Here is an 18567-nt window from a genome sequence, read left to right as displayed (position 1 = left end):
ATACCCTTCGTGAACCCGTTCGTGGCCTGCTCGATCACGTCGGATAGGGTTGGCGAGAATCGGACTGCAGAAACTGAAGGACCGGTTTTTCGTGCCAAAAGCTGCGTGAGAATAGGCAATGGACCACTTGCGATCCCTTGTCCGTTTACGCATCAGTCTCCGAAAGGGACGAAAATGCCACTCGCCGCATTACTGCCATGATCCGTTCCGCCTATACTTGCCCTGCGATCGCACCAACGATCGCCCGGATTGACAGCCGGAGTTAACAGGAGCGGACAGTCGCCGCAATAGCGGCATTTTTACGTCCGTCGGCCGACGCACGTCCCTGCTATGGGCGGGCCTAGGCTGGGGCACGCTCGCGTGCGCCGGTTGCTTCTGTTACCGGTCTGTCAACCCGGCCTTGTGCCCGCCCACCCCGATTGACAGCGGGACGCGGGCTCCTTACTCAACAGGAGGCCGTAATGAATGACCACCCCTACACACTTGACCGCTGGGCGACACCGGATGATCCCGAGCATGGCCTTGTTCGGTTTTCTGACCTTCGGAAGATGGAGCGGGCTTGCCAGGGAATTTGGGCAATTAGCCGAATCGTTGGCAATGGAGCAAATGACCCGGAGAGGTCCGGTAACCAGCAGCTCGATCCTTGGGTTGTATCCAACTTGCTAGGCGGCATTGAAAGTCTCTGCGATCACATCACAGATCTTGTTGAATCTGCCCTTGATGAATTCAGATTCACCGACGGAGCAAAACCGATTCATTAAGAGATGTGTCTGACGGAGTCAGCATTGGCGTGATGCTGACTCGCGATAGCACAGCCAGTGCCTCAGATGCAAGAGAGTCAGCTTACGGCTGTGCATTCAACCGGTCGTTGCAACAGCTTGGTTAAATCGCTCGGCCGGCGTTTCGTAGCCCAGAGTCTTTCGCGGACGCTCGTTCAAGCATCTAGCAATAGCATCTAGTCTGTTCTGCGAGTAGTCGCTGAGGTCGAGGCCCTTTGGCAGATATTGCCTGAGGAGGCCATTGGTATTTTCGTTGGTTCCACGCTGCCAGGGACTCTGTGGATCGCAAAAGAACACTTGTATATCTGTGGCTAGAGTGAACCGGCTATGCGCAGCCATTTCCTTTCCTCGGTCCCACGTCAGAGATTTGTATAGCTCATGAGGCAACCTCCGAGCATGCCTGATCAGCGCATTGACGACCGTTTCGGTGTCCTTCGCTGCCACCTTGATCAGCATGAGGTAGCGCGTCTGCCTTTCGACCAGCGTGGCGATCTGACTATTACAACTTCCGAAGAGCAGGTCGCCTTCCCAGTGGCCTGGTACGGCTCGATCCTCCGCTGAGGCCGGGCGCTCGCTTATCGAGATCGCATCCACGATCCGCCCGTGGTCATCCGTCTTTTGCGTATGGTGGCGAGATCGGCGCATGGCTCGGGTACGTCGCAAATGCGCTACGAGCTCCTTTTTCAAGGCTCCGCGCGTGGATAAAGAGTGTTCGATAAATGGTCTCGTGCGACACTTGGCAGGCCTCGTCCCCGCAGTAGGCGCGTTTCAGCCAACCGGCGATTTGCTCTGGCGACCATTGCAAAGCCAACTTCTCCGCCACTAACTGCGCCAAACGCCAATTGTCTGCCAGTTTGCAGGGCTTTGGGCGACGCGCCCTGTCCCACGTCGCTTGATCGGCCTGGCTGGCGCGGTATTTCGACTGCCCGCCATTGCGCTTGATCTCTCTGCTGACGGTTGAGGGTGCACGCCTGAGCCCTATGGCGATGGAGCGAATCGATTGACCGCGGACTAGGCCCCGAGAAATTTCTTCACGCTCTGCCAAAGACAGCGCTAGGCAAGATCGACGGCGCGGCGCGGGCTGAATACCGCCCGTCTCAGCAAGAATCCTCTGAATTGACGAATGATTTCGGTCAAATAGTTGAGCAATCTGCTGAAGCGAGTCACCCTTTCGCCAGTGCTCCCACATCACGAGCTTCTGACTTTCGGTGTAGTAGATTCGAGCTCTCTGCTTCATTTGCAACACCTCTTCTGCTTGCGCAGCCTCTAGTGTGTTGCAACGACCGGTTGAATGCACAACCCATAACTGCCAGTTAATAGAGACCAGCGATCTATACCAATCTAAGGTTTCATCTCTTTTGCCCATTTTCCAATATCTTCATACTTTGCAATTTCCTTATGAATATTCTTTGGAATGTGGGGCATCTCGGCCGCAAGGTTATCAAGACGCTCACGAACTTGATCTAGCGTTGCTATGTTTATGTCTGAACTTGCTAAAAGTTGCTCAATGCATCTCCCCACTGCATTGTATTTAGCACCTGCGACTCGATGCCGTTCAGCGCGATCTTGATACTGGAAGCCTGCACCTAGCGCGGCCAATACTGCTGCGGCTACACTCATGAAGCCAGTAAACACTTTTAGCCATATATCTGGTTGTGCCTGAATGCTGCTAAAGACAGCCGTTCCAACCAGTGCGGACAGTCCGGCGGACCAACCTACGAGCCACCTATTTCTGCGACTAAGTAATTCGGCAGTCTTATAGTGCCCAACTGCAACAGTAGCGCATCGCTGATACCAGTCAATCGCCAATTTGTGGAAACTTTCTAGGTCCGTCAAAAGATCATCCTTGAAGGTTAATGTTCGATTATCTACAAGGTCTCAGTCTTTGCCTATGTCCGAAAGCAGTGTCTGCAGGGTGCCAAAATTAGTCATATAACCTCCGAGGAATTCTGATGCTCTTGGAGCTTAGTCTTGGCTAGCACCATCACCTCGGTAGCAAACTCTCTGACGGTAAAAATGGTGTCAGACTACAATTTGGTTAGCTAAATTGTAGTCTGACACCATTTCTGAGTACAACTGCTTCACTTTGCACTTCGAATGTCGGGAAAAACAACTCTCTGCACATCACTACCTATTGAGTGATAGCAAAACACGCCGTCACCATCGAATCCAGATGCAATGCACTTGACTTGAAACCTCATGCCATTCTGATCACGATTGCAGGTATTAATTTGCACACCCACCAGGCGCAACTTTCGCTTCGCCAAATCCGGACGAAAACATACATTAGCCGCAGGACGCGCAGCAACGGACGGATAACACCATGCATCTTGCATTTGAGGCGGGAGATCAAAGTAATCTTTTGCAATAACGTCCGAGATATTGTACAAATATTCGGTGCCGACCCCTACATCCCGGGTAAATTCGTGCGCCAAGAAATCATTTAGCATTCTCAGCTTTAGAACCTCATCCTTATTTAGATTCGGAAGATCAGGAGTCACCCCTATGGTTGAGACCCTAATATCCTCCAACGCCTCATAAACAATAAGTGAGAAGTTCTCCCCATCAGGAATTTTCATTTCCTCGACGGCCACCGTAGGATTACCCGGCGAAGTGTAAAGTAGCGGCTCCCCCACACGATTCAATCTACCTGCCCCAACGACATGCGCAGGAGGACTCCAGGCGTCTGACTCCACGCGCATGCCTTTCAAGGGAATTTTCGTATCATCAGCCTGAAGCGTTCTTACTCGATAGAATCTCGTTCCCGCAGGATATGCACCACCACCAGGGACAAGTATTGCCGACTTTCCCTTCGGGGTATCGAAGCACAACACATCTAGGACGTGTCTTGCAATCTCCATCCTAGATAGACGTTTAAAGGGAAGCTGTCGAAACGCACTTATCTTTCCATGCAATTCTCCTATATCTACATATTCTAGATTCTTCTTTAAATGACTTTCCAACTCCAGCCTCCCAATACGTTCGAGAAAAGGTGTCAGGCTACCATTCCACTTCTGCAGGAAAGGTGTCAGACTACGATTTCGCTTCCGAAATTTTAGTCTGACACCCTTATGTTACCCCCCAATAACAGAACATCTCTTCCGAAAAACTCGAAAAAATCCAGACTGCAACTGGCTAGCGGACTTGAAACCCGACACTCGGTTTGGATTTATATTCACACCGCTGACGAACAAATTCGGACGGCACAGAAACGGTTGCCTCAAAGAAATCAGAAAAACTAAAATCTACTAGTTTCTCCGGTGCTACCAGTACAGCTTCTTGTGCATTTCCAAGGAAGACTACCGGCTGGTCTGGAGCAACGTTAGAGCATTCGTGCACGTGGTTAAACTCTAATGCATATGCCATCAAATAGATTTTTTCTGGCACTCGGGAATCAGATAGTTGATTGGTTGACCACCCCCACCCATAATACACAATCACGGCGGAAACAAAAGCAGAAAGCAAATAATAAAGTGGCGTTAATTCGATGTTTTCTTTGCCACTCATCTCGTTATGGAGCCAGACAAGACTGTTTATTGTGTGCATAGCGAACAAAATCGCCACTAAAACAATTATAAAAGGCAGCAGGAGTTTCAGCACCAATATGGCCGTAGAAAACACCAAAGTAATGGGCAGCGCAGATGCATCAATGTGAAATATCTCATTAATAATTCCTGCCGCCTTTCCTCTAGCATAGAGTACCACTCCAGAAAGAATAATAGAAACCAGAAATTTCGTGACAGTGTGCTCCCATAGAGACTGTATCACTGTCGATCGTTCCAAGGAAACTCCGACGAACACCGTGCACAAAAATACCGCACACAACCTAAATACCAGTGTATTTTCGCGCACCCAATCCCAGTCGCTGCTTGCTGAACGAGTTATCGCCAACATGACACCAAGAAAGCCAATCAGCCCTAGGGACCATTTAGTTTCATAATTTCGCTTCATTTTCTCAGTGTTGCGTAATTTCAGCAGCTCACTCACACCATAGCGAACTTTGAAAAATAATAATAACGTGGTGCTTTATATCACCACCGCATCAATCTTGACCACCTTCCCCTTTTGGGAATTTTGACGTTAGACTACAATTCTCTCAGCAAATTGCAGCCAAACACTATTTCTCCTACCTACAAAGGAGACACTCCATGCCAAAATTCGTGACCATCGGATATGGCGATCAAGAGGGCTACGATCGTACGCCTGCGACCATCCGAAACGCAGCCCATGCGCACGACGCAAAATTGCAGAAAGACGGCGTATTGATGGGCGTTGCAGGCAAGCCAGTACAAGTGCGCAACCACGAGGCCGCCCAGCTCGAAACAACGCCCGGCCCATTCATGGAATCCCTCTTGCCAGTGGCCGGCTTCGCCATCATCGAAGCCGCCGACATGGCCGAAGCTATAGCGATAGTGTCGCAAACGCCCTGCGCCGTCGCGCACGGGGTCGTTGAAGTGTGGCCGCTAGAACAGCCGTAGCGACACCTCTCATTCGCACCGTAGGTTTACGTCTCGCAAGAACGGGGGAACAACAGCCCAGCGCCTATCCCCCACCCCGCATTCACAAATGCCGATGGCTGCAAACCATAGCCTGCCCGGTCAACCCCTCGATCAGCCTAGCCAGACCCCGTGCGCTGCCATCATCCAGCCATTCCGTCCGAACCATCCGAAACCCCATCGCCAAGCTGTACTGCCAATCCAGCTCCAGTATCCGGTAATCGCGCCCATTCTCCGCACAATGCCATTGCGCCGCCGGATCCTCGTAAGCCGCTCCAATAAAATCAACATGCGAGTCAAACGGCGGCATGGATTCCAGCAGCTCATCTGCCCCCGGCAAGCTAGGCTCGGACAGGTTCTCCCCCACCGCCACATGTGGCTCAGGCCCGTCATAAGCCAGCAGCATCAACGGAAAATTCTTGGGATCTGCGTCGTAGGAAGCCCGCGTATCGTCAGTCAGATAGGCACGAGCCGCCGGCCCCAGGCAGTACTGCGGACTGTTCCAGTCGCTGCTCTCGTTATCGGCATACCGATCCCCCGGCGTAATACCGTGCTCAGCCAGCAACGCCATGGCCTCTTCCATCGTGTCGTTGTGGCGTATCGGCATATCCGCCGGCAAATACCCCGCCCCCACGTACATGGCGATCACGTCTCCCGTGGTGCGCAGTCCTTCTTGATATTGGTACGACCCTTCGTTCAGGCTGGCCAGATCGAAGCTCAGATTCAACAGAGCGCGATACGGAACACCGTCGCCGCGCGGCTCCAGCACGTATCCGCCTTCCAGCAGTTTGATTTCCAGCGCCCGCCAATCAGGCGGCGCCAAATGCATGTCGCGGGGGCACAGAAACTGGTGGTGTTCGGACATGGGCGAGACTCACTCTGCTGAGGTGATTGGGGCCGGCGAATTGTAAGCTGGCGCCCCGCGCATTTCCCCAGGCAGAGGAATCAGGCAACGCAAACACTTAATCCACTTTCGCCCCCGACCTCTGCACCAGCGGCACCCATTTGGCGATATCCGCCTGGATAAATGCCGCCAGTCCGCTGGGTGGCCCGTCGTGGAAGATCTCATACCCCAAGCCCTGCAACCGCTGGCGCTGTTCGGCGCTATCCATGACTTTGCGTGCCGCGGCGTTGAGTTTCGCCACGACGTCCGGCGGCGTGCCAGTGGGGGCCATCAGGCCTAGGTCGACGGTGATCACGTAGCCCGGCACGCCCTCTTCCATCATGGTCGGCACGTCTGGCAGCAAGGGGGATCGGGCCTCGCCCGTGACCGCCAAGGCGCGCAGCTTGCCTTCCTTGACCAGGCCGGACACGCTGGGCGTGTTGTAGAAAGCAAAAGCGACCTCATGCGCCATGACGGCGGCCACGCCTTGCGGGGCGCCACGGTAGGGGATGTGCGCGGCCTGGGTGCCGGTGATCGACAGCAGCAATTCGGCCGAGAGGTGGTGCGTGGTGCCGTTGCCGCCGGACGAGTACATCAGCTTGCCCGGTTGGGCTTTCAAGGCCGCGACCAGTTCGGGTACGGAGCGGTATGGGCTGTCGGACGGCACGACCAGCACATTGGAGCCGCCGGCCAGATAGGCGACCGGCACGAAGTCCTCGGTCGGGTCGTAGGATAGCTTCGAGAACAGTCCCAGGTTGATGGCCCAGGTATTGTTGGAGCCCAGCACCAGCGTATAGCCATCGGGCGAGGCCTTGGCCACGTAGCTCATGGCGATCTGGCCGCCGCCGCCGGACTTGTTCTCGACGACGACCGTTTGTCCCAGTTGCTGGCTAAGGCCGGGCTGGATCGAGCGCGCCAGGATATCGGCCGTGCTGCCCGCCGCCAGCGGCACGACCAGCGTGATGGGACGATCCGGAAACGGCGCCGCCTCGGCTGGCGTCGCGGCAAGCGACGCACAGGCCAGTACAGCCCCCAGTAGAACCCCTTGTAGTGTTTTCATGATGCCTCCGCGCTGGCGCGAGCTATGGAAACCATGCGGGCTTGCATGATGCCAAGCAGCGTATCGGAGCAGGCAACCCCGAAAAATAGGCGGGGTGCTATAGCGTCATGCCATCACGGCATGGCGGCGTCGCGGCGCAGGCGTTGGGAGACCGAGCGGACCACGGCGACGAAGGCCTGGGCCGCGGGAGACAAGGGGTAGTTGGCCAGGCGCGCGATGGAGATCGGCCATTCCAGCGCCGGATTGCGCAAGGCAATGCCTTTGATGCCGGCGGGCATCTGCCCGCGCGCGATTTGCGGCAGCATGGCCACGCCCATGCCGGCCTGTATCAGGCCGATGGCCGTGGACAGCAGGACGACGCGCTGTTCGACGCGCGGATAGATGTTCGCCGCGATCAAGCGGCGGCTGATGTTGAGCCAGGCGGGCGCTTCGGGGTTCAGCTGGATGCAGGGCAATTCGGCCAGCACCTTGGCGTCGACCTCGTCCAGCCTGGCCAGGGGATGATCCATGCGCGCGAAGAGCGCGATGCCGCTGTCGGAAAGCTGTTCCACCATGATGCGGGAGTCGTCGTCCTGCATGACCGCACCCAGGCCGACATCGGCCTCGTGCGAGAGCAGGCGCGTGCGGATCTGCTGCACCATGCAATCGACCACGATCAGGTCCAGTTGGGGGTGGCGCTGGCGGAACTCCATCAGGATGTGCGGCAACAAGGTAGCCGCGCTGACGTGGCCCACGGCGACCATGACTTTGCCGCGCTTCAGGTCGGAGTGTTCGCGGCATTCCTGGATGGAACTGTCTATGGCCAGGATGGCGCGCCGCGCGGCGTCGACCATGGCCTGGCCGTCGCGGGTCAAGGAGACCTCGCGGCCGCGCACCACCAGCGGCTGGCCGACTTCGGCCTCCAAGCGGCGGATCAAGTGGCTGACCGAGGGTTGCGACAGGCCCAGGCGTTCGCCGGCGGCCGTAAAGCTGGCCGTTTCACCGATAGCGACCAGCGCGCGCAGTTGGCGCAGGGAGACGGATTCGATCGGCTCGGTCATGTAGCGACGTCATGATGGAATAGTTTGCATACTATAGCTATATGGATGTGCGGTCCCTAAGATGGGATTTCCCTAACCCGCCTGGAACCGCAATGCCCCACTCTTCCTACGCCGCCGACCGCATGGGATCGGCCATCGTCGAACCTACCGGCCGCTTCGAAGCGGGCAGCTTCGCGTCGTTCACGCTGACTTACACGGCGGGCTATTTCGGCATCGACGACACTGGTTCGATCAAGATCGTGCACCGCTTCGCCAGCGACATGGGCAAGCCGCAGTTCGATCAGCCAGACGGCTGGAACTACACCACGGTCGAGGCTTCCAACGGCGCGGTGTTGCAGGTCGAGTACGACGGCAAGCGCAACATCCGGCCCTGGGACAAGACGCTGTTCATCCGGGTGGTGCGCGGCTACCTGGAGGAAGGCGATCGCATCGTGGTGCGCTTCGGCGATACGCGGCAGGGCTCGCCCGGCATGCGGGTGCAGACGTTCAGCGAGCCAACGTTCGAGTTCAAGGTGCTGGTGGACGCCTTCGCCACCTACAACTACACCGAGCTCCAGCACTCGCCCACCATTGCCGTGGTGGCCGGGCCGCCGGTGGCCTACAAGGCCATCCTGCCCAGCCAGGCGGTGGCGGGCGAGCCCTTCAGCCTGGGTTTCAAGGGCGAAGACAAATGGGGCAACCCCAGTGATCAGGTAGCGGGCGAGTTCACCCTGCGCAGCAGCCTGCCGCTGCACGGCCTGCCTGCCACGTTCACTATGCGCGAGGGCGAGCTCTCGTCGCGGCTTGAAGGGTTGGTGGCCGAAGCGCCCGGCGAGCTGCGCATCGAGGTGCTGCGCGACGGCCTGCCCGTGGCGCAAAGCACGCCCTGCCGCATCGTCGCGGCCGGCGGCGGCACACGCGGGCACTACTGGGCCGATCTGCACGGGCAGTCCGAGGAAACCATAGGCACCAATTCCGCCGAGGACCTGATCCTGTTCGCGCGCGACCGCGCCTTTCTGGACGTCATGAGCCACCAGGGCAATGACTTCCAGATCACCACGCCGTTCTGGGAACAGCTGAACCAGCTGACCGCGCAATACAACCAGGATGGATCGTTCATCATCTTTCCCGGCTATGAATGGTCGGGCAACACCGGCCTGGGCGGCGACCGCAACGTGCTGTACCTGAAGGAAGGCCGCCCCATCCATCGTTCCTCGCACGCCCTGATCGACGACCTGTCGGACCTGGCGCTGGACGCCAACGATGCCGATGCGCTGTTCGACGCGTTGAAGGACGAGGACGTGGTGGTGTTCGCGCACATAGGCGGGCGCTACGCCGACATTACGCGGTCGCATGACGCGCGGCTGGAGCGCTCCATCGAGATCCACTCCGACTGGGGCACCTTCGAATGGCTGCTGGAGGATGCTTTCCGGCTGGGCTACCGCGTGGGCATCCTGGCCAATAGCGACGGGCACAAAGGCCGGCATGGGGCCAGCCATCCTGGCGCATCGTTGTTTGGCGCGTATGGCGGCCTGAGCTGTCTGATTGCCGACCAGTTGACTCGCCAGTCGATCGCCGAATGCCTGCGCCAGCGCCGGCACTACGCCACCACCGGATGCCGCGCCTACCTGGACGTGCAGGCGCATTTCGATAGTCCGGCGCAGCGCTATTCCGATGATCCCAAGTTGGGCGCGCCGGTCACGCGCGAGTCCGTCACGCAGGCCGATATGGGCGCCATCCTGTCGTACGACGGCGACTCGCTGGAGCTGTCCTTCGAGGTCCTGACCCATGGCGCCATTGAGCGCGTGGAAGTCCGCAACCGCATGGACGTGGTGCAGACGCTGTACCCCTACGACGAGGCCGCGCTAGGCAGCCGGATCCGCATCGTCTGGGAAGGATCCGAGTACCGCGGCCGCGGTCGCCAGACGGTCTGGGACGGTAGCGCGACCCTGGAAGGCAATACCTTCGTCGATCCGCTGCCTATCAATTTCTGGAACCTGGACAAGACCCTGGCGCAACCCCGCCCCGACATGCTGAGCTGGCGCTCGCTGACCACCGGCGGCTATAGCGGCATCGACGTGCGGCTGAACAATCCGCGCGCTGGTGTGTTGAAAATCGACACGCCGGTGGTGCGTACCGAGATCCGCGTCGACCAGATCGGACTGGAACCGGTAGTCGTGGAAAACGGCGGCATCCGGCGCCGTCTCCAGGTCTATCGCCTGCCGGACGAGAATCCGGTGCAACGGATGCAGGCCCGGGTGCGCGTGCCGCTGCACACTGACTCCGACAATGCGGTGTACCTGCGCATCACGACCGAGGACGGCTTCTTCATCTACTCCAGCCCGATCTATGTGGAACGGACCGGGTCCGGGCCGAAATAAGGCGGCCGGCCGCTAGGCGCCGGCGGCATCGATCAATTCCGCCGACGACTCCCGCAGGCACTCGGCGAATAGCTGCGTGGTCGATGTCGTGGTGTCTTCGCGCCAGTACAGGATGGCCTCGCCCAAGGGGCCCAGCGGCGGCAGCGGCAGCATCCGCATCGTTCCGCGCTGCACGTAGCGGCGCGCGAGCGACAGCGGCAGGATCGAAACGTATCCCCCGTCGCGCAGCAAGGACAGGTTCAGCGCCAAGGAACTGGACTCGATGGTCGGACGCAACAGGGTCACGCCATGTTCGGCCAGGATCTCGACCATGGTCGCAAAAGCGGGCGAACCCTGCATGGGCGTGATCCAGCGCACGTCCTGCAGGTCGTCCCAGGCCACGGGAGTGTCGGGGCCGCCCAATGGGTGGCGCGTACCCACCACGAACACGAACGGCTCGTGATGCAAGGACTCGTGGCGCATCACCGGCAGATATCCGGTCACGCGGTTGCGGCCCAGGGCCAGGTCGAGATTGCCTTCGTCCATCATCTTGAGCAGGCGATCGAGCGTGGCTTCCACGAACGAGAACGAGGCATTCGGCGCGCGCCGCGTGAACAGTTCGACGGCATGCGCGATCAGGGGTTGGGGAATCGTCACCACGGCGCCGAATCTGACGTGGCCCGCCGTGCCTGAGGCCAGCGCCTTGACGTCGCGCCGCGCCAGTTCGATCTGGCGCAGGATCTCGCGCCCGCGTTCGACCAGCACGCGGCCTATGCGCGTCAATTCGATGGCGTTGCCTACACGGCGCACGACCGGCGCGGCCAGCGCCTCCTCGATCTCCGCGATCTGCTTGGAGATGGCAGGTTGCGTGACGTGGAACGCGGCGGCCACCCGAGTCACCTGGCGCAGCTCGCCCAGCGCCACCAGGATACGCAGATGCCCAAGCTTCAGGCCGCTGCGGAAAAAGCGTTCTATCGAATTGTCGGACGGCGTGTTGGCGGACATGTCGTGAATGGAAAGACAGGGGGTATCGGTCGCCATCGGGTAATGGCGCAAGCCGCCAATCATAACCAAACGGTAATGCCAAATGCGCAAAGTGTGATTTGCCGCCGAATGCGAGCAGCCCGTACCCTTCGAACGGACAGCACTGTAGCGCAGGCCTTTCGTGAAGCATCGACGATCAACTGGGAACAATGATTGATCCCACGTCGATGCCGCACCGCATAACCGAACTCGCAGACTGCCGAATAACTCGATGTGCCCCATGGCACACACCCACGGAGACAACACCCATGAGCTCGTCCCTTTCCGGCGGCGCGCCGGCCTATGCCGGCGCGCAGGCCGCGCAGAATCCTGCGCAGCTTGACGCGCTGTACCGCAAGCTGGCCTGGCGCATCATGCCGTTCCTGTTCCTGTCGTTCATCGTCGCCTACATCGACCGTGTGAATGTGAGCTTCGCCAAGCTGCAAATGCTGGCCGACCTGTCGATGTCGGAAACGGTCTACGGCCTGGGGGCCGGCATTTTCTTTCTGGGCTACTTCATCTTCGAGGTGCCCAGCAATCTGATCCTGCATCGCGTGGGCGCGCGCATCTGGATCGCGCGCATCATGGTCACGTGGTCGATCATTTCCTGCCTGACGATGTACGCGCAGGGACCGTTGTCGTTCTATTTGCTGCGTTTCCTGTTGGGGGTGGCCGAAGCCGGTTTCTTCCCAGGCATCGTGCTGTACCTGTCGACCTGGTTCCCGTCGAGCCGCCGCTCGCAGATCATCGCCCTGTTCATGGTGGCCATTCCGGTGTCGGGCGCCATCGGCGGTCCGCTGTCCGGCTGGATCATGGAACGGTTCGGCGGCCTGCATGATCTGGCCGGCTGGCAGTGGCTGTTCCTGGTCGAAGGCCTGGGGTCGCTGCTGGTCGGTATTGCCGCCTTCTTCATGCTGCAGGACCGGATCGAGACGGTGAAGTGGCTGAACGCGGACGAGAAGCGCCTGCTGGCGCAGGATCTGGCGGCCGACGACAGCACCCGCGCCCGCCATAGCGTGCGGCAGGTGTTCGGCGACCGTAAAGTGTGGCTGCTCGGCCTGCTCTATTTCTGCATCGCCATGGGCAACTACGGCCTGGTGTTCTGGCTGCCGACGATGATACGGGCCGCGGGCGTGGCCAATCTGGGCAATATCGGCCTGCTGTCGGCAGTGCCGTCGCTGGTCAGCGCGGTGGCGATGATACTCATCGCGCGCCATGCGGACCGCACGAACGAACGCCGCATCCACGTTGCCGTGTGCTGTGTGCTGGGCGCCGTCGGCATGCTGGTATCGGTGCTGCTTGCCGAACACCTGTGGTGGTCGATGGCCGCCCTCATCGTCGCCGCCATCGGCATCAATTCGATCGCGCCGGTCTTCTGGGGCATCCCCACGGCGATGATGAGCGGCGCGGGCGCTGCAGCGGCCATCGCGCTGATCAATTCGGTGGGCAACCTGGCCGGCTTCGTCAGCCCGTATGTCATCGGCTTTCTCAAGGACGCCACGGGGCAGCTGCTGCCCGGCATGATCCTGCTGGCCTGCGCGCTGGTCGGCGGGGCCTTCATCGCCATGTCGCTGCGCACGAAGCGGGGGCAGGCATGAGCGTGCCCGTCTGTCTGGTAACCGGCGCGGCCAGCGGCATCGGGGCCGCCACGGCCCTGCGTTTCGCGCGTGAAGGCTGGGCCGTGGCCATCAACAATTTCGACGACGGCACGCGGGCGGCGGCCGAGGCGGTGGCCGCGCAGTGCAGCGAGGCCGGCGCGCAGGCCATCGTCGTCGATGCCGACGTGGGCGACGACGCTGCCTGCCGCGGCATGGTCGATGCGGTCGCGGCGCAGTGGGGACGGCTGGACGCTGTCGTCAACAGCGCGGGCACGACGCGCGTGATTCCGCACGGCGACCTGGACGCGGTCGACGCTGGCGAATTCGAACGCGTCTACCGCGTGAACCTCATCGGCATGTTCCAGATGACGCGCGCCGCGGCTCCCCTGTTGCGCGAGCGTCCGGCAGGCGCGGCGTCGGGCTGCGTCATCAATATTTCTTCGCTGGCGTCCCTGAATGGCACGGGATCGTCCATCGCCTATGCGGCCTCGAAGGGCGCGGTCAATTCGCTGACGCTGTCGCTTGCGCGCAATCTCGCCCCGCAGGTCCGCGTTAATGCCATTGCCCCGGGCATGGTCGACGACGGCTTGCTGCGGCGCGTGCTCGGCGACGAGGCCTACGCCCGAGTGGTCGACGGCATGCGCGAGAACGCGCCGCTCAAGCGGGTGTCGCAGCCTTCGGAAGTCGCGGACCTGGCCTGGTTCATCGCCGCCCGCGCGCCGGCGATGACCGGCCAGGTGCTGGCCATCGAAAACGGCTTGATGCTCAACACTTGAGTCTCCGCCAATACTAGGAACATCATCCATGAAAGATCTGCACAAACACCGCTCCCGTACGGTCACCGAGGGCGTGACGCGCGCGCCGCACCGCGCCTTCCTGCGCGCCACGGGCCTGGACGACGAGGCCATCGACAAGCCGTTCGTCGCCATCGTCGACACGTACGGTGAGAACACACCCTGTTCCATGTCGCTGAACCAGATTTCGGACAACGTGCGTCTCGGGATCGCGGCCGGCGGCGGCGTGCCGATACGCGGCTCGGCGATCTCGGTCTCCGACGGCACGTCGATGAATCACTCGGGCATGCGCTTCTCGCTGGTGTCGCGCGAGACTATCGCCGACAGCGTCGAGCTGTTCGTGCGCGCCCACTGCTACGACGCGCTGGTCGGCGTGGCCGGTTGCGACAAGACCTTGCCCGGCATCCTGATGGGCATGGTGCGCGTGAACGTCCCCGGCGTGTTCCTGTTCGGCGGAGCGATGCTGCCGGGCGTGGCCCCGGACGGATCGCAGGCCACGATCCTGACGGCCATCGAGGCCGTGGGCGCGGCGCAGCGCGGCGATATGTCGGCCGAAACGCTGCGCGGCATAGAAAAGCGCTGCACGCCGACCGCCGGTTCCTGCCCGGGGCAATTCACGGCCAACACCATGGCGATGGTCGCCGAAGTGCTGGGGCTGGCTCCGCTGGGCTCGGCAATGGTGCCGGCTGTCTACAGCGAACGCATCGCGATCGCCCGCCGCGCCGGCGAAAACGTCATGCGCGCGCTGCGCAACGGCGGGCCGCTGCCGCGCGACCTGGTGACCCGCAAGAGCCTGGAGAACGCCTGCGCGGCCGTCGCCGCCACCGGCGGGTCGACCAATGCCATGCTGCACATCCCGGCCATCGCCCACGAGGCAGGCATCACATTCACGCTCGATGACGTGTCGGAAGTGCTGGCGCGCACGCCGCTCATCGGCGACATGCAACCCGGCGGACGCTATCTGGCCGTGGACCTGCATCATGTCGGCGGCGTGCCGGCGGTGCTCAACGCCCTGCTCGCGGGCGGGCATATACACGGCGACACGCTCACGCAAAGCGGCGAAACGCTGGAAACGGCGCTGCGCGCCTTCCCCGGCCCGGACGGCCGCGTGGTCAAGCCGCATGACGAACCGCTCTCGCCCAACGCGGGGCTGGTGGTCCTGCGCGGCAATCTGGCCCCGGACGGTGCCGCGCTGAAGACCGCCGGCCTCAAGCAGCTGGTGTTCTCGGGCACGGCGCGGGTATTCGAGACGGAAGAGGACTGCATGGCCGTGGTTGCCGCTGGCACCTATCGGGAAGGCGACGTCCTCGTCATTCGCAACGAAGGACCCAAGGGCGGCCCGGGCATGCGTGAAATGCTGAGCGTCACCGCAGCGATCTACGGACAAGGCATGGGAGAAAAGGTCGCGCTGCTGACCGATGGCCGGTTCTCGGGCGCCACGCGCGGCATGTGCATCGGCTATGTCGGCCCCGAAGCCGCGGCGGGCGGTCCGATACGCCTGCTGCGCGACGGCGACCGCATACACATCGACGCGGTCAAGGGGAGCCTGGACGTCGAACTCTCCGACGAGGAACTAGCGGAGCGGGCCAGGGTCAGCCAGCCGTTCTTGCGCGGCAGGCTGGGCGGCGTGCTTGAAAAGTATGAAGCGCTGGTGCGTCCGGCCAAGCTGGGCGCCGTGACCCATTCCGGGGCCGTGAACTGGCCTTACGAAGCGTCGCTCGGGAAAGCTCCTGCCCAGGGAGGCCAGGAATGACGAAGACGCCGCGCATTGGCTTTTGCGGCATCGGCCGCATGGGTGAACCCATGACCCGCCGGCTGTTGGCCGCTGGGCACGAGGTCGCCGTCTGGAACCGCTCCAGCGCCAAGCTCGGCTCCCTTGTCGCTGCGGGAGCCGTGGCAAAAGCCACGCCGCAGGCGCTGGGCGACAGCGTGGACATCGCCCTGCTTTGCCTGGGCGACGGCCAAGCCGTGGAGGACGTGGTGTTCGGCGCGCACGGGCTGGCGCAAGCCGCCACGCCGCCCGCTTGTCTCATCGACCATTCGACCTTGTCGCCCGCGCTCACGCGCGCCTTGGCCCAGCGCTGGACGACGGCGACCGGCGGCGTGTGGATCGATGCGCCCGTCTCGGGCGGCACGGACGGCGCGGCAGCCGGTAAGCTGGCCATCATGGCGGGCGGACCCGCCGACACGATCGAAGCCGTGACACCCTTGCTGCGCGCATACGCCTCGCGCGTCACGCGCATGGGCGAGGTCGGCGCGGGCCAGACCACCAAGCTCGCCAATCAGGCCATCGTCGCGACCACGCTGGCCGGCCTGGCCGAAGCCTTCGTGCTGGCCAAGCGCAGCGGCATCGATACCGCCGCCCTGCCGTCGGCACTGCAAGGCGGTTGGGCCGATTCCGTGCTGCTGCAAACCTTGTGGCCGCGCATGGTGACCCCGCCCGAGCATGCCACCGGCACGGTGCGCGTGCTGCTCAAGGATCTGGACGCGATTGCCGAACTGGCCGAAGCGAGCGCCACAATCCAACGCGTGCTGCCGGAAGTGCGCCGGCTGCTGCAGGATGCCGCACAGCGCGGCATGGGCGACTGGGATCTCTCTCAAGTCTTCCGGATCGGCGAGGCCGAGAGCCAGGCCGGCGCGTAACGGACTGCGTAATGGGGAGCGCCTGGCGCCCCCCCTTTCTCCGTCAACCCAACGGCAACTCCAGCACCTGCTTCGTCGTCATGATGTCGCCGAAGGTGTCATCGATGCTCGCCAGCGCCGCACGATGCAGCATCGCATGCGGCAAGGCCGACTGTTCCCCCGCGCCCGTATCCAGGTCGCGCGTGGCGCAGGCATCGGCCGCCACGATCACCTGATAGCCCAGCGGCACCGCATCCCGGGCCGCGCCTGCCACGCAGGCGTGCGTCATCAGGCCGGTGATCAGCAGCGTGCGTACGCCAGCCGCCTTCAGGCGCTGGTCGATATCAGTGCTGGGAAACACGCTGACCGTGGACTTGCGCAGCACCGTATGGCCCGGCGCGGGACTCAGGTCCGGATGGAATTCGATGCCTGCGCTGCCGTCGGCGAAGACCGGGCTGCCGGCGGGCGTGGCGTGCTGGATGTGGAAGACCGGGATGCCATGCAGATCGGCGTGGGCCACGAGCTGCGCGGCGTTGCGCAGGGCCGCGGGGCCTTCAGGGATAGGCAGCCTGCCGCTGAAGTATTCATTCTGGAAGTCGATCACCAGCAAGGCGGTGCTGGCCGGGTCGATGGACTGCGGGGCGGTGGCGCCAGCGATGGCGCGAATGGTCGGGTGGTTCATCGTAGGTCCTTGATCTGTAGGCGTTTAGTGTGCAGTTCACGCATGCGGGCGAACGGCATCAAGGATGCGCCATCGGGCGTTAACCCGAAAGTGGCCCGAATACCAATAAATGATAGGATCGGGCCAAATCCGCATTCCTGCCTCTTGTGCCATGCATACCATCGCCGTCGTCGCCTTCGCGGGCATCAGTTCCTTCCACCTGTCCGTGCCCTGCATGGTGTTCGGCGACGACCTGGCCCGGCTGGGCGTGCCGCGCTATCGCCTGCTGGTTTGCGGCGAAGCGGTCGGACCCGTCGCGACCATGTCGGGTTTCGATATCCATGTGCCGCACGACTATTCGGCCCTGGCCGAGGCCGACACGGTGATCGTGCCCGCCTGGCGCGATCCGGACGAGCGCCCGCCGGAAACCATGCTGCAGGCCCTGCGCGAAGCGCATGCGCGCGGCGCGCGGGTCATCGGCTTGTGCCTGGGCGCCTTTGTGCTGGCGGAGGCCGGCCTGCTCGACGGCCGCCCGGCTTCGACGCACTGGGTCTGGAGCGACGACTTCGCCCGCAAGTACCCGCAGATCCGTCTCGACCGCAAGGCCCTGTACGTGGACGACGGCGACATCCTGACATCGGCCGGCACCGCGGCCGCCATCGATTGCTGCCTGCACCTGCTGCGCTGCGACCATGGCGCAGAACTCGCTAACCGGGTGGCCCGCCGCATGGTGATGGCGCCGCACCGCGATGGCGGGCAGGCGCAGTACATCGAACGGCCGCTGACGCGGGAGGACGGCGGCGACCCGATAAGCGTCGCGATGGAATGGGCCATCGAGCATTTGCAGGAGCCGCTGGGGCTGGACCGCCTGGCCGACCACGCCGGACTGAGCCGCCGCAATTTCACCCGGCGCTTCAAGCTGAAGACGGGCACGACGGTGACGCAATGGGTGCTGAACCACAGGCTGGCTGCGGCGCAGCGCCTGCTGGAGACGGGCGGGCTGTCGGTGGACCGGGTGGCCGAGGCTACGGGGTTCGGGTCGACGGTGTCGCTGCGGCAGCATTTCACGGCGGCGTTTTCGGTGTCGCCTGCCGCTTATCGGAAGCAGTTCCGGCAGCGGTGATGGCGTTTTGTATCGACGAACCAAGGCTCGGATGCTGGCCAGGTTTGATCGATGCGCGCGGGGCAACAAATAATTCAAACAGAGTTCGTCTTTTCAAGCTGGCGCTCGCCAACTAAGCATAGTCAAAAACAAGATTTAGCCTCCCTTCT

Annotated in this window: 16 protein-coding genes and 1 pseudogene; 8 read left to right on the top strand and 9 right to left on the bottom strand. The window is 61.7% G+C overall.

All coding sequences use genetic code 11. The features are described 5' to 3' along the window. Nucleotides 1-461 precede the first annotated feature (461 nt). Entirely contained in the window at nucleotides 462-761 is a 300-nt protein-coding gene (locus IB258_RS07840) for a hypothetical protein (RefSeq protein ID WP_192352385.1), read from the top strand. Nucleotides 762-857: 96 nt separating this feature from the next. On the opposite strand, the pseudogene IB258_RS07835 reads toward IB258_RS07840, so the two are convergent. The 4 genes and pseudogenes from IB258_RS07835 to IB258_RS07820 form a co-directional block, all read right to left on the bottom strand. After that, nucleotides 858-2016 (bottom strand): annotated as a pseudogene (locus tag IB258_RS07835) (IS30 family transposase). Nucleotides 2017-2120: 104 nt separating this feature from the next. Then, nucleotides 2121-2615, bottom strand: coding sequence for an SLATT domain-containing protein (locus tag IB258_RS07830; RefSeq protein ID WP_192352384.1), 495 nt, complete (start codon nucleotides 2613-2615; stop codon nucleotides 2121-2123). 245 nt (nucleotides 2616-2860) lie between these two features. Then, on the bottom strand, nucleotides 2861-3490 hold the full coding sequence (locus tag IB258_RS07825) for a hypothetical protein (protein ID WP_192352383.1): 630 nt from the start codon (nucleotides 3488-3490) through the stop codon (nucleotides 2861-2863). A gap of 424 nt (nucleotides 3491-3914) precedes the next feature. Continuing rightward, nucleotides 3915-4766 (bottom strand): hypothetical protein, encoded by an 852-nt coding sequence (locus tag IB258_RS07820; RefSeq protein ID WP_192352382.1) that lies wholly within the window; start codon nucleotides 4764-4766, stop codon nucleotides 3915-3917. A gap of 161 nt (nucleotides 4767-4927) precedes the next feature. On the opposite strand from IB258_RS07820, the gene IB258_RS07815 reads away from it, so the two are divergent. Further along, complete coding sequence (locus tag IB258_RS07815) at nucleotides 4928-5257, top strand: YciI family protein (RefSeq protein ID WP_192352381.1); 330 nt, start codon at nucleotides 4928-4930, stop codon at nucleotides 5255-5257. Nucleotides 5258-5339: 82 nt separating this feature from the next. Here IB258_RS07815 and IB258_RS07810 read toward each other — a convergent pair whose 3' ends face one another. From IB258_RS07810 to IB258_RS07800, 3 genes are all read right to left on the bottom strand, one after another. Next, nucleotides 5340-6140 carry a hypothetical protein gene (locus IB258_RS07810; RefSeq protein ID WP_192352380.1) on the bottom strand — a complete coding sequence of 267 codons (801 nt, stop codon included), beginning with the start codon at nucleotides 6138-6140 and terminating at the stop codon, nucleotides 5340-5342. Nucleotides 6141-6237: 97 nt separating this feature from the next. Continuing rightward, nucleotides 6238-7218, bottom strand: a complete 981-nt coding sequence (locus IB258_RS07805; protein WP_192352379.1) for a tripartite tricarboxylate transporter substrate binding protein — start codon at nucleotides 7216-7218, stop codon at nucleotides 6238-6240. A gap of 113 nt (nucleotides 7219-7331) precedes the next feature. Continuing rightward, a complete protein-coding gene (locus IB258_RS07800; protein WP_192352378.1) occupies nucleotides 7332-8258 on the bottom strand; it encodes a LysR family transcriptional regulator in 927 nt (308 codons plus the stop codon). A 92-nt stretch (nucleotides 8259-8350) separates the two neighbouring features. Here IB258_RS07800 and IB258_RS07795 point away from each other — a divergent pair, with 92 nt between their 5' ends. Continuing rightward, nucleotides 8351-10618 carry a DUF3604 domain-containing protein gene (locus IB258_RS07795; RefSeq protein ID WP_192352377.1) on the top strand — a complete coding sequence of 756 codons (2268 nt, stop codon included), beginning with the start codon at nucleotides 8351-8353 and terminating at the stop codon, nucleotides 10616-10618. Between the two features lie 12 nt (nucleotides 10619-10630). Here the strand turns inward: IB258_RS07795 and IB258_RS07790 are convergent, their stop codons facing one another. Next, nucleotides 10631-11602, bottom strand: coding sequence for a LysR family transcriptional regulator (locus IB258_RS07790; RefSeq protein ID WP_125472374.1), 972 nt, complete (start codon nucleotides 11600-11602; stop codon nucleotides 10631-10633). Nucleotides 11603-11889: 287 nt separating this feature from the next. Between IB258_RS07790 and IB258_RS07785 the strand changes: the two genes are divergently transcribed. The 4 genes from IB258_RS07785 to IB258_RS07770 are packed head-to-tail and all read left to right on the top strand — an operon-like array spanning nucleotide 11890 to nucleotide 16655. Next, nucleotides 11890-13218 (top strand): MFS transporter, encoded by a 1329-nt coding sequence (locus IB258_RS07785; protein ID WP_192352376.1) that lies wholly within the window; start codon nucleotides 11890-11892, stop codon nucleotides 13216-13218. Then, nucleotides 13215-13994 carry an SDR family NAD(P)-dependent oxidoreductase gene (locus IB258_RS07780; protein WP_192352375.1) on the top strand — a complete coding sequence of 260 codons (780 nt, stop codon included), beginning with the start codon at nucleotides 13215-13217 and terminating at the stop codon, nucleotides 13992-13994. The genes IB258_RS07785 and IB258_RS07780 overlap by 4 nt, the downstream gene beginning before the upstream one ends. A gap of 28 nt (nucleotides 13995-14022) precedes the next feature. Beyond that, nucleotides 14023-15765, top strand: a complete 1743-nt coding sequence (gene ilvD, locus IB258_RS07775; protein ID WP_192352374.1) for a dihydroxy-acid dehydratase — start codon at nucleotides 14023-14025, stop codon at nucleotides 15763-15765. After that, a complete protein-coding gene (locus IB258_RS07770; RefSeq protein ID WP_192352373.1) occupies nucleotides 15762-16655 on the top strand; it encodes an NAD(P)-dependent oxidoreductase in 894 nt (297 codons plus the stop codon). Before ilvD ends, IB258_RS07770 begins: the two co-directional genes overlap by 4 nt. 43 nt (nucleotides 16656-16698) lie before the next feature. Here the strand turns inward: IB258_RS07770 and IB258_RS07765 are convergent, their stop codons facing one another. Next, nucleotides 16699-17316 carry a cysteine hydrolase family protein gene (locus IB258_RS07765; RefSeq protein WP_192352372.1) on the bottom strand — a complete coding sequence of 206 codons (618 nt, stop codon included), beginning with the start codon at nucleotides 17314-17316 and terminating at the stop codon, nucleotides 16699-16701. 151 nt (nucleotides 17317-17467) lie between these two features. Between IB258_RS07765 and IB258_RS07760 the strand changes: the two genes are divergently transcribed. Continuing rightward, nucleotides 17468-18418 (top strand): GlxA family transcriptional regulator, encoded by a 951-nt coding sequence (locus tag IB258_RS07760; protein ID WP_054456291.1) that lies wholly within the window; start codon nucleotides 17468-17470, stop codon nucleotides 18416-18418. The last annotated feature ends 149 nt before the right edge of the window (nucleotides 18419-18567 follow it).

This window comes from Achromobacter sp. ACM02 (genome assembly GCF_014851605.1).
Lineage (GTDB): Bacteria > Pseudomonadota > Gammaproteobacteria > Burkholderiales > Burkholderiaceae_B > Achromobacter > Achromobacter aegrifaciens.
Note: the sequence above shows the minus strand (reverse complement) of the source record. Positions and strands in the feature narration are given on the sequence as shown.